The 12,750-nt window shown below is 73.4% G+C and carries 11 protein-coding genes; 4 read left to right on the forward strand and 7 right to left on the reverse strand.

Going from position 1 to position 12,750, the window contains the following annotated elements:
* The first annotated feature begins 240 nt into the window (after positions 1–240).
* On the forward strand, positions 241–534 hold the full coding sequence (locus AOK11_RS09895) for an SHOCT domain-containing protein (RefSeq protein WP_055593289.1): 294 nt from the start codon (positions 241–243) through the stop codon (positions 532–534).
* 256 nt (positions 535–790) lie between these two features.
* Here AOK11_RS09895 and AOK11_RS09900 read toward each other — a convergent pair whose 3' ends face one another.
* On the reverse strand, positions 791–1,336 hold the full coding sequence (locus AOK11_RS09900) for an ATP-binding protein (RefSeq protein WP_206188809.1): 546 nt from the start codon (positions 1,334–1,336) through the stop codon (positions 791–793).
* A 195-nt stretch (positions 1,337–1,531) separates the two neighbouring features.
* Entirely contained in the window at positions 1,532–1,855 is a 324-nt protein-coding gene (locus AOK11_RS09905; RefSeq protein WP_055593290.1) for a hypothetical protein, read from the reverse strand.
* A 351-nt stretch (positions 1,856–2,206) separates the two neighbouring features.
* Between AOK11_RS09905 and cds1 the strand changes: the two genes are divergently transcribed.
* Positions 2,207–3,349, forward strand: a complete 1,143-nt coding sequence (gene cds1 / locus AOK11_RS09910) for an L-cysteine desulfhydrase Cds1 (RefSeq protein ID WP_055593291.1) — start codon at positions 2,207–2,209, stop codon at positions 3,347–3,349.
* Between the two features lie 130 nt (positions 3,350–3,479).
* Here cds1 and AOK11_RS09915 read toward each other — a convergent pair whose 3' ends face one another.
* Positions 3,480–4,319: a DeoR/GlpR family DNA-binding transcription regulator gene (locus AOK11_RS09915; protein ID WP_055593292.1), complete on the reverse strand. Its 840-nt coding sequence runs from the start codon at positions 4,317–4,319 to the stop codon at positions 3,480–3,482.
* 343 nt (positions 4,320–4,662) lie between these two features.
* Here AOK11_RS09915 and AOK11_RS09920 point away from each other — a divergent pair, with 343 nt between their 5' ends.
* Positions 4,663–6,990: a hypothetical protein gene (locus AOK11_RS09920; RefSeq protein WP_055593296.1), complete on the forward strand. Its 2,328-nt coding sequence runs from the start codon at positions 4,663–4,665 to the stop codon at positions 6,988–6,990.
* Between the two features lie 34 nt (positions 6,991–7,024).
* Here AOK11_RS09920 and AOK11_RS09925 read toward each other — a convergent pair whose 3' ends face one another.
* From AOK11_RS09925 to AOK11_RS09940, 4 genes are all read right to left on the reverse strand, one after another.
* A complete protein-coding gene (locus AOK11_RS09925; RefSeq protein ID WP_055593293.1) occupies positions 7,025–9,457 on the reverse strand; it encodes a right-handed parallel beta-helix repeat-containing protein in 2,433 nt (810 codons plus the stop codon).
* Between the two features lie 108 nt (positions 9,458–9,565).
* Positions 9,566–10,171, reverse strand: a complete 606-nt coding sequence (locus AOK11_RS09930; RefSeq protein ID WP_055593297.1) for an Rv1733c family protein — start codon at positions 10,169–10,171, stop codon at positions 9,566–9,568.
* Positions 10,172–10,448: 277 nt separating this feature from the next.
* A complete protein-coding gene (locus AOK11_RS09935) occupies positions 10,449–11,279 on the reverse strand; it encodes an MOSC domain-containing protein (RefSeq protein ID WP_055593294.1) in 831 nt (276 codons plus the stop codon).
* A 131-nt stretch (positions 11,280–11,410) separates the two neighbouring features.
* Positions 11,411–11,842, reverse strand: a complete 432-nt coding sequence (locus AOK11_RS09940) for a DUF6643 family protein (RefSeq protein ID WP_055593298.1) — start codon at positions 11,840–11,842, stop codon at positions 11,411–11,413.
* 292 nt (positions 11,843–12,134) lie between these two features.
* On the opposite strand from AOK11_RS09940, the gene AOK11_RS09945 reads away from it, so the two are divergent.
* A partial coding sequence (locus tag AOK11_RS09945; RefSeq protein ID WP_167353773.1) for a TerD family protein occupies positions 12,135–12,750 on the forward strand: 616 nt, incomplete at its 3' end.

A 12,750-nucleotide genomic window follows, 5' to 3' on the forward strand; every position in this document is an offset into this window, starting at 1 on the left:
GGGCGTCCGGCCGGACGCCCGCCGCGCCGTACGTACCAGCGGGTGCGGCACTTCGGGCGGACGGAAGCAGGCGTCGCCGTCCGGCGTACTTCCCCTGAGGCAGGGACAGTGCCGCCGGCCGTACGACGACCCGGCACCCCCTTGGGGACGACTCTCGGAAGCGAAGCAGCACGACGACGCGTCACGACGCTTCGCACGACGACAGGACGTCGGCGAGCGCATCCGAGGAGTTGAACGACCATGCAGACACCGGCGCACTTCGGCGACGGCGGGCCCGGCCCGTGGATCCTGCTCCTCCCCCTGGTCTGGGCCCTGGTCATCGGCGGTGGCATCGCCCTGCTGCGCCGCACGGTGCGGCGCGGACGCCGCGGTCCCGGACACGGCCCCGGCGGGCCCGCCGGGGCGGACGGCTCGCCCATCACGGTGCTCGGGCACCGCTTCGCCTCCGGCGAGATCGACGAGGACGAGTACTGGCGGCGGCTGTCCGTCCTGGACGAGGAGTTCGGCCGGCACGGCAAGGGCGGTGCGGCATGACCCCGGGAGAGACCGCGGCCCCGCCCCGGCCCGCGTCGGTATCGGGGAAGGAGCTCGTGGCGGCGCGGCGAAGGCCGCGTGACGCCCACCCCGGTCCACGCGCTGCCGGCGACGGCCGGGGCATCACGCCCTGCGCACAGCCGGCACGCCGATCCCGGCGGTCCGCGTTCCCGCCCGCGAGGGGCCCGCTCCGGGCCGTCGGCCGGACCGGGGCCACCGAGTGGGGCACCGCGTACGGGAGGCGGACAGCGCCCGGTCAGCCGACAACGGCGGACCGGGCGGGAGCGGGTTCGGACCGGCGCTCCTCGATGGCGTGCTCGACGAGCGCGACCTCCGCGAACCGGGGCACGGCGCGTTCACCGGTGGTGATCCGCGGATAGTGGTCCCAGTCCGCCACGGGAGCCGCGGACGGCGCCGGCAGCGTGAACCACACGACCTTGCCGGATTCGCCGTCCGGCAGGGCGCCCCAGCTCTCGCTCATCGCGGCCACCATGGCCAGCCCGCGCCCGCAGGTGGCGAGCGGAGCGGCGTCCCCGACGACCGGCAGCCGCGGGTCGTGGTCGCGCACCGAGACCTTGAGCCGCTCGAGCAGCACCTCCAGCTCGACCGTGCAGATCTTGTCGGGCTGGGCGTGTCGGTGGACGTTGGACAACAGCTCCGTCACACCGAGCGAGGCACGGTCTATCAAGGTGTCCATATGCCAGTAGCGCAATTGCGCAGATACGATTCTGCGGACCTGGCCGATCCGCGGCGGAAGAGCCTGGAGCTCCACCGTGCAGTGTCTGCTTGGGTGAGTGATCACAGCTGCGACTCCCCGGTGTCAGGCCCGGACGGACGTCCGGAAGAACACGGAGTACGGATCCAGCAGGGTGCCTGCGTGACATGGCCGCCTGCTGTCGTGGCCGGCGGGCTGGTTCGCAGCGTTATCGCCGGTAAACCCAGAGTGACGTGAGAACAGAGTGACGCAGGGCCTGGGGCGGCGCAACTCGCGGGCATCTCAGGCGCCGCGCCCCGATGCCCGGCGTACGGCCTCGATGAAGCGGCGCGCCGCGGGCGGCCCCGGCTCGCCCGGCGCCGGGTCGTGGTCACTCAGGGTCAGCAGGTACCGGTGGCCGTTGAGGTCGGCCAGGGCGCGGCCCCCGGGGGCGAACCAGGGCCGGGAGGCGCGTACGGCCTGCACCGGCGCGCTGTCGATCTCGCTTCCGTAGCTGGTGAGCAGCTCGAGCCTGCCGTCGCTGATCCGGACCTGTCCGGCCCGGGTGAGCGACCGCAGCCGCCTGCCGATCCGCACGCCCCTGGCCGTGAACTCCAGCTCGGCCATGCCCCTCGCCCCCTTGTGCGCGTCGGTGTACCGGACCGTGCTCCGCGGGCCGGCTCATGTCCTGGTCCAGTGTGCTCCCGTCCGGGACCTTGCTCCGCGGGCAGTCTGCCCGCCCTCACCGTTGATCACCAGTACGCACGTCCCCCTTCCGGGGGCGTCCGAAGCACTCGCGCGAATGCGCCCCCAGCCGCGTGCCGGGTGCCGGAAGGCGGCGCCGGGGTGGGGCCCAGGGCTTCCTTTGAGTCTCCCAAAGAGACGTTTATGCAGGTGAGGGGCGGTTCGCAGGGTTCTATGATCGGGGTGCCGGCCGCGCGGGACGCCGTCGGCGCGCTCGGCGTAAGGAGCCCTGTCGTGAGCACTCCCCAGCAGTACCCACAGCCCCGGCACGCCTTGGAGGGCGCCACCCTCGACGCCGACCGCAGCGACCCCGGCTACCGCGACTGGCTGAAAGAAGCCGTGCGCAGGGTCCAGGCCGACGCCAACCGGTCGGCCGACACCCACCTGCTGCGCTTCCCGCTGCCCGAGCGGTGGGGCGTGCACCTCTATCTCAAGGACGAGTCGACGCACCCGACCGGCAGCCTCAAGCACCGGCTCGCCCGCTCGCTCTTCCTCTACGGACTGTGCAACGGCTGGATCCGTCCGGGCCGCCCGGTGATCGAGGCCTCCAGTGGCTCGACCGCCGTGTCCGAGGCGTACTTCGCGAAGCTGATCGGGGTGCCCTTCATCGCCGTCATGCCGCGCACGACGAGCGCCGAGAAGTGCCGCCTGATCGAGTTCCACGGCGGCCGGTGCCACTTCGTGGACGACCCGCGCACCCTGTACGAGGCGTCGGTCGCCCTCGCGGCGGAGACCGGCGGCCACTACATGGACCAGTTCACCTACGCCGAACGCGCCACGGACTGGCGGGGAAACAACAACATCGCCGAATCCACCTTCCGCCAGCTGAAGCTGGAGCCCCATCCGGAACCCGCCTGGATCGTCGCCACGGCCGGCACCGGCGGCACCTCGGCGACCTTCGCCCGCTACGTCCGCTACATGCAGTACGACACCCGCATCTGCGTCACCGACCCGGAGAACTCCTGCTTCTTCGAGGGCTGGACCACCGGCGATCCGGACGTCGTCTGCGACCGGGGCTCCCGCATCGAGGGCATCGGCCGGCCCCGGATGGAACCGAGCTTCGTGCCCGGCGCGATCGACCGGATGATGAAGGTCCCCGACGCGGCCGCCGTCGCCGCCGTGCGATTCCTGGAGCGGGCGATCGGCCGCAAGGCGGGCGGCTCCACCGGCACCGGGCTGTGGAGCGCGTTGAAGATCGTCGCGGAGATGGTGGCCGAGGGGCGGCAGGGGAGTGTGGTGACGCTGCTGTGCGACCCGGGGGACCGCTATCTCGACAAGTACTACTCGGACGCCTGGCTGACCGACCAGGGCCTGGACATCGCCCCGTACACGACGACGATCGAGACGCTGCTGCGGACAGGGGTGTGGCCGGACTGACGGCGGCCGCCGCGCGCGTACGGTCGCGCGATCCCGTGGTGCCGTGATGTCGGGTGACTTCCGGCCGAGGAGCCAAGAGCCGGGGCGCCGAGAGACCGGGGCGCCGAGAGACCGGGTTCCCGGAGCCCGGTCAGACGTCCGAGGGTTCCGCCGGCTCCTCGGGCTCGCCCGCCACGACCAGCCGCGGCAGGTGTTCGGAGATCTCTTCGCGGGCCTCGGCCGGCAGTCCGGAGTCCGTCACCAGCGTGTCCACCTGGTCCAGGGAAGCGAACGAACTCAGGCCCACCGTGCCCCACTTGGTGTGGTCGGCGACCACGACCACCCGGCGCGCCGACTGCACCAGGCGCCGGTTCGTCTCGGCCTCGGCGAGGTTCGGCGTCGACAGCCCGGCCTCGATCGATATCCCGTGCACGCCGAGGAACAGCAGATCGAAGTGGAGCACCGCGATCGCCTGGTCGGCCACCGGCCCCACCAGTGAGTCGGACGGCGTGCGCACACCGCCGGTCAGGACGACCGTGGCCGCACCCTGACGGGGGCCCGAGGTGCGCTGCGCCGCGTGGAAGACGTCCGCCACCCGCACCGAGTTGGTGACCACGGTGAGGTCGGGCACGTCGAGCAGTCGACCGGCCAGCGCGTACGTCGTCGTACCGCCCGAGAGGGCGATCGCCGCACCCGGCGGGACCAGTTCGGCCGCCGCTCGCGCGATGTCGTCCTTCGCGCTCAGCTCCAGACCGGACTTGGCCTCGAAGCCGGGCTCATGGGTGCTGGCCTCGACCAGCGGGACCGCTCCGCCGTGCACCTTCTCCAGCACGCCCTGCCGGGCGAGGGCGTCGAGGTCGCGGCGGACCGTCATGTCCGACACGCCGAGCTTGCGGGTCAGTTCGTTGACCCGGACTCCGCCGCGGCGCCGGACCTCGTCGAGGATCAGGGTGCGCCGCTGCTCCGCGAGGAGGTTCTGATTCTCGCTCACGTACGCTCCGGTCCTTTCGCCGCCAAGCCGTCCGACACGCCCCGCGCACCCGGTCCGACGGGCACGTTCCTCCCGCCGCCGGTGCGTCGGCGTCCCATCCTCGCATGCCGGGGCAAGGGCGGCGTCTCCTGCATTCGTCGCGCACATGTCATCGTTGTCCCCTGGGTTGCCCGTTCGCCACCAGGATCGGGGAGATTCCGTGAGGAGAGGTGTCAGCCGTTCCGGCAGGGGAGATCCTGTTGCCCGCACGGACGGATCCGACGGCGTGTCACGGGGGAAGTGCGAAGCAGTGGAACGTGCGCAGGAAGGCGGATCAGCCGAGCGGACCGAGCGGACCGAGACCATGGACGCCCCCGCCGAACGGCCGAAGGACTCGGGGACCGCCCTGGAACTCCTGGTCCACGGAGTGGGCGGCGCCACCCCGCAGGACATGCTGAACGATCCGCGCACCGTGCGGATCGCCGGCGACGACGTCGCCGCCGTCTTCCGGCGCGCCGACGACGTCCGGGCGGAGTGCCTGCCCGCCGGCCACCGGGACGGACCGGTCCCCGAGGCCTACGTCTGGTGCAACCTCACCTCCGGGAACGGCACCCGCGCCCTGTGGCTGCTGCTGCTGCCCTTCATGGTGGTCAACCTCGCCCACTGGATGCGCCCGGCGGCCCGAGGCCGCAGACGCCTCGTCCGGCTGTACGGACTGCTGGTGCGGCTGGCCGGACTGAGCCTGACGGTGCTGCTCGTCGCGGCGGCGTGCGAGGTCGCCCTCGACCTGGCGGCCTGGCAGTGCGCGGGTACGCGGGCGTGCGCCGACCGGCACTCCTGGCTCGGTTTCCTCTCGCCCGAGGCGTCGGACGACGGCTGGTGGAGCGAGCCGGGCCGCCGGCTCGGCCTCGCCGCCCTGGTGCCCACCGCCCTGACCGGGCTGCTGTGGTACCTGTCCCTGCGCACCTGGAGCGCGTACGAGTCCCAGCAGCCGATGGCCCACGAGCCCGAGGACGGCCGCCCCACCGCCCTGAGCCGGCCCGGTTTCTGGTACGGCCGTCGCCTGGTCGCCCGGCTCCGTGCCGCGCACACCGCCGCCGGACTGCTCACCGTCGCCTTCGCGGTCGCCCCGGCGGCCGCCCGGCACGACCGCGCACCGGGCGGATCCGCGGCCCTGGCCCTCCTCGGCCCCCTCGTGCAAGCGGCCCTGCTCGCCGCCGGGGCCGTCGTGGTGTGGGTGGTCTGCTGCCGCGGCCGCACCGACCGCCGTCTGGACGACGCCCTCGACACCCGCCTGCTGCGCCTGCTGCCCCTGGCCGCACTCCTCCTGCTCGCCCTCACCCTGGTGTACGCCGGATGGCGACGTCCCGGCTGGGAATCGGCGGGCCGGCTGCCCGGCGACATGACCTTCGGCGCGCTCTCCCTCGTCCAGGGCCTGCTCGTGATCGTCCTCGCCGGCGTCGCCCACGCCCTGCACCGCAGCGCTCCCGACCGGCGCGCCGCCATGCGGGGCCTGGCCGGCCCGGCCGTCGCGATGCTGGCCTGCGCGCTGGGCGGCGTGATGTCCGGCGGCGTGGCCCAGCGCGTCTCCGACTGGCTGGACGGCACCGGGACGTCGATCCCCGGGCCGCCGGTGGTCCTGACCTGGCAGGCGGCCGTGATCCCGCCGCTGCTCGTCCTGTTCCTCGGGCTCTGCTGCTGGCTGGCCCGGCGGGCCTGGCGCATCGCCCGCGACGAGCGCGCCGCCGTGGCACGCGACTTCCCGGGCGAAACCGGCGACCCCGCCCGCACCCGGCGGATCGCCAACGCCCGCGCCATGGCCTCCCTCACCGACCGGGGACCCCGCATCGTCGCTCTCACCTCCGCCGCGACCCTGCTGCTGGGCGCGGGCGCCCTCGTCGGCGCGCTGGCCACCGACCGCACACCGGGCGAGGCCGCCCAGGGAACCTACGCCGTCGTCCACGGCGCCGCCGAGACGGCCCAGGCCCTGGGCTCCTGGCTGATCGGACTCGGCTTCATCCTGTTCGTCACCTGGGGCCGGCGCGCCTACAAGGACGCCTCCGCGCGGCGCACGATCGGCATCCTGTGGGACGTCGGCACCTTCTGGCCGCGCGCCGCCCACCCCTTCGCCCCGCCCTGCTACGCCGAACGCGCCGTACCCGACCTGACCTGGCGGATCGAGACCTGGACGCGGGCCACCGGCGGACGCCTGGTGCTCTCCGGCCACTCCCAGGGCAGCGTCCTCGCCGCCGCCGCGGCCTGGCAGCTCACCCCGTCCACCCGGGGGCGCGTCGCCCTGCTCACCTACGGATCCCCGCTGGAGCGGCTGTACGGACGCTGGTTCCCCGCCCACTTCGGGCCGGACGCACTCGGCGCGCTGCACCGGGACGTCGACTGCTGGCGCAATCTCCACCGCCGCACCGACCCCATCGGCGGCCCGGTGCGGCTGCCCGGCGACTGCGGACCCGAGGTGGACCGTCCCCCGCTCAAGGACCCGCTGGCGTACGGCCGCACCGAGAGCCATCCACTGCCCGCGCCGATCCTCGGCCACTCCGACTACCAGGCGGACCCGGCCTTCGCCGAGGAACGCCGGAGGCTGCTCGCCCGGCTGCGGCCGGACGTCCCGGCGCCGCGCTGCACGGAAGACCCCGACGACGGCGTCCGCACCGGCACGGAGGCGCCCACCGTGTGAGGGGCGCGTCGCGACGCGTACGGTGCCGTCCGGATCAGGGCAGCTCGGGGAGGTCGTCGGCGAAGAGCAGGGTCAGGTCGTCCGTGCTCGGCTCCGGCAGCTGGGCGACCCGGCTCGCGTGCCGCTCCACCATCGCCTCGAACGTCTGCCGCGCCGTACGGCCGTTGCCGAAGGCGGGGCCCTTGGGGAGCTCCGTGAAGTACTTCAGCAGGCCCTCCGAGGCTCCCGGCGCCAGCCGGTACTCGTGCTCCTCGGCCTGCTGCTCCACGATCCGCAACAGCTCACCGGCCCCGTAGTCGCCGAAGGTGATGGTCCGTGAGAAACGGGATGCCACGCCCGGGTTGACGGACAGGAACCGCTCCATCTCGGCCGTGTACCCCGCGACGATCACCACGACCGCGTCCCGGTGATCCTCCATCAGCTTCACGAGCGTGTCGATGGCCTCCTTGCCGAAGTCACGCCCGGAGTCCTCGGGGGAGAGGGCGTACGCCTCGTCGATGAACAGCACGCCGCCGCGCGCCTTCTCGAAGGCCTCCTGGGTGCGGATCGCCGTGGAGCCGATGTGCTCGCCGACCAGATCGACGCGCGAGACCTCGACCAGATGCCCCTTCTCCAGCACGTCGAGGGCGGCGAGGATCTCGCCGTACAGCCGTGCGACCGTGGTCTTGCCGGTGCCCGGGGACCCCGTGAAGACCAGGTGGCGCTTGACGGACGCGGCCTTCAGCCCCGCCTGCTGCCGGCGCCGGCCCACCTCGATCATGTCGGTGAGGGCCCGCACCTCCCGCTTGACGCTCTCCAGTCCCACCAGCGCGTCGAGTTCGCCGAGCACGGTCTTCGACGGGCGCAGCTCCTTCTCCGGCTCGGTCACCGACGCGGACGGCGTCCGCTCGGCCGGCTGCCCGGGGACGGTGCCGAGCAGGCCCGGGGAGTGACCCGTGGTCTGCACGGCCGGCTCCGGGGCCGCCGGCGACGCGAGGCTGCCGCTCTCGTCGCTGGTGCAGTTCTCCACCACCGGGCCCCCCGTGCCGGGAGCCGCGCCGCTCTCGGCGAACTCGTACCCACCGCGCGCGCAGCGTTCCGTGCGGCACTTCCGCAGCGTCGTCCGGCTGCCGTCTATCACATGGAAACCGTAGCCGCCGCTGCCCGTGACCCGGCAGTCGAGGAAGCTGCCGCGACCGCCGGCCGAGACGTAGACACCGGCCTCGGCGGGGGAGTCGATGGTGCAGCGCTCCACGGTCGGGTCGGCGCCCTTGGTGACGATCACACCGGTCTGCATCCCGTCCAGGGTGCAGTTGTTGAGGGTGCCGCCGCTGCCGTGGTCCCGGAACCAGGCGCCCGTGGCCGCCTCCCGGATCCGGCAGTCGTCGAGCTGGGCGGTGGCGCCGTCGCTCACCGACACGGCGGTGTTGCGCACCTGCGACAGGTCGCTGTCGACCACGTCCGCGCGTGAACCGCGGTCGAGGACGAACAGGGCGTCCGGCACGTCGTGCACCCGGCAGGAGTCCAGGACGACGGTGGCGCCGTCGCTCACCCACACCGCCGGATAGTCACCGGTGCTGTCGAAGATCTCGCACTGGTTGGCGTCCACGCGGGTGCCCGGGTCCCACACCGACAGGCCGTTGCGGCCGAACTGCCGCACGGTGGTGCGGGTCATGGTGAGCACGGAGCGGGACCGCAGGTCGACGGCGTTCTCCGGGATGTCGTGGATACGGCAGTCGGCCAGCGTCAGCACGGCGTCGGTGTCGAGCGTGACCCCGTCGCCGGTGGTGCGGTGCACATCGCAGTCGGTGAGGTGCGCGGTCGCCCGGCCGGTCACCTGGACACCGCTGCCCCGCACCTCGTAGACCTCGCAGCCCACCGCCTCGAGCGACGAGTTCTCCCCGGTCGCGGTCAGGCCCGAGCCCGCGGCATGGTGCACGCGGCAGCGCTCGAAGCGGGGCCGGGCGCCCCCGCGCACCGCGACGCCCGCCTGCCCCGCGGCGACGACCTCGCACTCCTCGAACACTCCGCCCCCGCCGTCGAGCACGGCTATGCCGATCCCCGCCGGATTGTCGACCGTGCAACGGCGGACCGTGGGCCGGCCGCCGCCGCGCACCTCGATGCCGGCCGCGGACCGGGTGACCACCCGTATGTCCCGCAGCTCCGGGGTGCCGTCCTCGATCAGCAGGGCGGGCGCCGCCGCGTCCTGCCCCTCCACATGCAGGTCCTGGACCACCGCCGAAGCGCGTACGGTCAGCGGAACCCCGTCCAGGGGCGCGATGCGCACCGAGCCGGGCGAGCCCTCGGGACCGCGCAGGGTCACCGCCCGTTCCACGACGAGATTCTCCCGGTAGGTGCCCGGAGCGACGGTGAGGACGTCGCCTTCGGCCGCGGCCTCCAGGGCGGCGGCGAGCGACGCGTACTCACCTGTGCGGCGCCGCCACCGCGATGTGCCGGTGTGCGTCACCTGGACCGTGCCCTGTGCCATGGCGTAGCTGTGCCCCCACCTTGTCGTACGCGGGTTTGTCGTCGATTCCTTCGGCCGGACCACCGTAGCGTGCGCACGGCCGCCGGATTGACCAGAGGCGGAAGGCGGTCAGCTTCCGGTGCCGGTCCTGCCCCAGTCGGGGCCCGCTTTGTCCCATGCCCGGTCCAGGACGGCGTACCGGTGCCGGACCATGCGCCGGACCATCAGCCGTCGTGCGCCCTCGATCAGGGCCGCCGTCAGCAGGGCCGCGCCGAAGCCCGCGAGCACGGCGTGCGTCGTCGCCGTCGCGGTGTCCAGCGGGCGGGCCGTTGGACGGCCCTCGGCGTCGGTCCACAGGGGGAAGTGCCCGCCCGGCCGCGGGTCCTTCAGGCGCACGAGGACCGGGCGTTGGTGCCCGGTGCCGTCCGGGGCGGTCCAGCGTGCCATGACCCGGGTGCGCAGGGCCTGTCCGGAGACACCCTCCGGGTCGAGGTCCGGACGGGCGGGCTCGAGGACCCGTACCACCGTGGCCCGCACCTGGTGCCGCGCCTTGTGCTGTTCGCGCACGGAACGCTGAAGGGCGTCCTCGGTGGCGCTCCCGGCGAGGGCGCCGACGAGCGGAGCGGCGACGAGAACGAGCAGCAGCGCCACGAGCGCCAGCAGGCCCTCGGCCAGGTCGGTCGGCCGGCACAGCGGATTGTGCCGCCAGCGCCAGAGCCCGCTGATCACCCGCACCGGCCGCACCCCCTTCCCCTACCCGTGATAACCCCGCGACGGATCCGTTCGCCCGAGAATCCGCCGAAGAGAGAGGGACGTCACCCCCGAGGCCCTCTCGTCGACTTCTCGGAAAGGCCAACGGGCGGGCCCGGGAAGCGGTTCCCGCACACGCTCGGGGAAGCGGGCGGGTACAAGGGAGGACTGACACGGCGTCCGCCGGGCGAGGTGGTCCACGGGACCCGCCGGGAGGGGATCACGGCGGGTCCGTCCGGCGGGCGGGCCTGCGCTGCGTCCGTCAGGCGAGGACCGTGACCGGATCGCCGACCCGGACCGTACCGGGCGCGAGGGGCACCAGGTTCTGCCCGAACACCAGCTGGTCGCCGAACCTGCGGTGCCTGCCGAGCGAATGCAGGGGTTCCCGGCCGCGCTCGGCGGTGCGCTGGTCGGTGGTCGTCACCACACACCGTCCGCTGGGCTTGGCGACACGGAAGGCGACCTCGCCGACCGTGATGCGCGACCAGGTGTCCTCGGCCCAGGCGGTGGTGCCCTCGACGACCAGGTTCGGCCGGAAGCGGTTCATGGGCAGGGGCCCTTCGTCCGCGTGGTCGCCCCCGGTGACCAGGGTGTTGAGGGCGTCGAGGGACGCGGTCGTGGTGAGCAGCAGGGGATAGCCGTCGGCGAGGCTGACCGTCTCGCCCGGCAGCGCGAACCCGGGCTCGACCGGCCTGCGCGTGGCGGGGTCGTCCAGGTGCACCAGACGTACGTCGGCGCCGAGGAAGGCGCTGCACCAGGCGTGCACGGCGTCGCCCTCGGCCGGCACCACGTCGATCTTGTCGCGGAAGATCTCCACCCGCTCGGTGGGGCCGCCCGGCGCGGGCACGGGCACGGTCACCGGGTCCCTGCCGGGCGCGGACAGCCGTAGACCGCCGCCGGGCAACAGCTCGGCAGCGGCCAGCGCCAGGCGCGGATGCCCGCGTTGTGTGACGACCCTTCCCCCGTCGTCGGTCAGCATCCAGCGCCGGTCTCCGGCCGGTCCCCAGGGCTCCACGACGACCTCCCGGAGAGGCAGGCTCCGGAAGGCCTTGACCGGATGTACGTGAATCGACTGCAGCAGCGCGTTCCCCATGGAGCCATCGTGCCAGCCGGCGACGACGGCTCCGGGGAGACACGGCTCCGGGCCGGCGGTCCGTGGGACGGCTCAGGGCCTGGGGCGCACCGCCGGGAACGGCTCAGTGCCCGGCGAGTGCGGGGTACTGCTCAGTACCCGCGGTACTGCTGGTTGTTGTACGGGTCCTGGTACGGAGCCGGCGCCGGGCGCGGGGCCGCGGGGCGCATTGCCTCGTAGCCCGCACCGGGAGCGGCCGGACGCGGCTGCTGCGGCTGGGGCCCGGGGTAACCGCGCGGCGTGGTGGCCTGCTGCGGAATGTACGGCGTATGCGCCTGCTGGAGCGGGGCCGGCTGCTGCGCCTGCGGATAACCGTAGGCGGGCTGGGAGGGGCCCGCCGGGAGCGCGGGCAACGCCGACGGGAGCGCGGGCAGATGACTGCCCGGCACGTCGTAGACGGAGGGGACCCGGATCGGGGCGATCTGCGGGGTGCCCCGCTCGGCCACGAGGGAGTCGTAGATCGGGGTGTCCGGGAAGGAGGCGGAGTAGTAGCCGCCGCCATAAGTGGAGCGGGGGGAGGTCATGGCCATAAGTTAAGCCCACGATGTGCTGGTTGGGGAGACCGATAAGAGGGTTGTTTTCCGTGTCCGACGTGCCCTGGGATAGCTAATTCGGGCGAAGTTGGATGAAACGGCTGTACGTCCTGATGGCCATCTGGTAAAAGCCGAGTTCCGGCGGGGTTACCCGGGGGTGATCGGCCTCTCCGCGCATGCCCCATGGGAGTTCCCGCGTGCGGGTACTAGGTTGTGCGGACGGAGCACGACGTATGCCGGGCATCGCCTGGCGAGGTGACACGTGATGGGGGCGGACATGTCAATGCCGAAGGGATCGAACACGCCGGTGCCGACCACGGCACTCCGGGTGGAACTGGGGTGGCGCACCGGCCCCGGGGTCCCCGACGCGGACGCCTCCGCGCTCCTGCTGGCCGGCGGCAAGGTCCGCTCCGACGGCGACTTCGTCTTCTACAACCAGCCCGCCCACTCCTCCGGAGCCGTCCGGCACGAGGGCAAGCGGAACGCCGGCGGGCAGGTCACCGACACCGTCCTCGTCGACCTCGCGCGCGTGGAGCCCGGCATCGAGACGGTGATCCTCGCGGCCTCCTCCGACGGCGGCACCTTCGGCCGGATCCCGGGCCTGTACATCGAGGTCAAGGACGCCGCGCAGGGCACCGTCGCGGCCCGCTTCGACAGCGCGGGCGCGACCAGCGAGAGCGCCTTCGTGCTCGGCGAGTTCTACCGCCGCCAGGGCGCCTGGAAGTTCCGCGCCGTCGGCCAGGGCTACAGCAGCGGACTCGAGGGACTGGCCACCGACTACGGCATCACCGTGGACGAGCCGCAGCACGCCGCTCCCGCCTCCCCGGCGACGGCTCCGCCGGCCGCCCCGACACCCCCGGTCGCCACGCCGCCGCCCCCGGCGGCGTGGCGACCGGGGG

It is taken from the genome of Streptomyces hirsutus (assembly GCF_001418415.1).
Taxonomy (GTDB): Bacteria; Actinomycetota; Actinomycetes; order Streptomycetales; family Streptomycetaceae; genus Streptomyces; species Streptomyces hirsutus.

Excerpts from the sequence above, each read along its gene's own strand:
- AOK11_RS09895 (WP_055593289.1), top strand. The coding sequence starts at position 241 with ATGCAGACACCGGCGCACTTCGGCGACGGCGGGCCCGGCCCGTGGATC.
- AOK11_RS09905 (WP_055593290.1), bottom strand. The coding sequence starts at position 1,855 with ATGGCCGAGCTGGAGTTCACGGCCAGGGGCGTGCGGATCGGCAGGCGG.
- AOK11_RS09920 (WP_055593296.1), top strand. The coding sequence starts at position 4,663 with ATGGACGCCCCCGCCGAACGGCCGAAGGACTCGGGGACCGCCCTGGAA.
- AOK11_RS09925 (WP_055593293.1), bottom strand. The coding sequence starts at position 9,457 with ATGGCACAGGGCACGGTCCAGGTGACGCACACCGGCACATCGCGGTGG.
- AOK11_RS09935 (WP_055593294.1), bottom strand. The coding sequence starts at position 11,279 with ATGGGGAACGCGCTGCTGCAGTCGATTCACGTACATCCGGTCAAGGCC.
- AOK11_RS09940 (WP_055593298.1), bottom strand. The coding sequence starts at position 11,842 with ATGACCTCCCCCCGCTCCACTTATGGCGGCGGCTACTACTCCGCCTCC.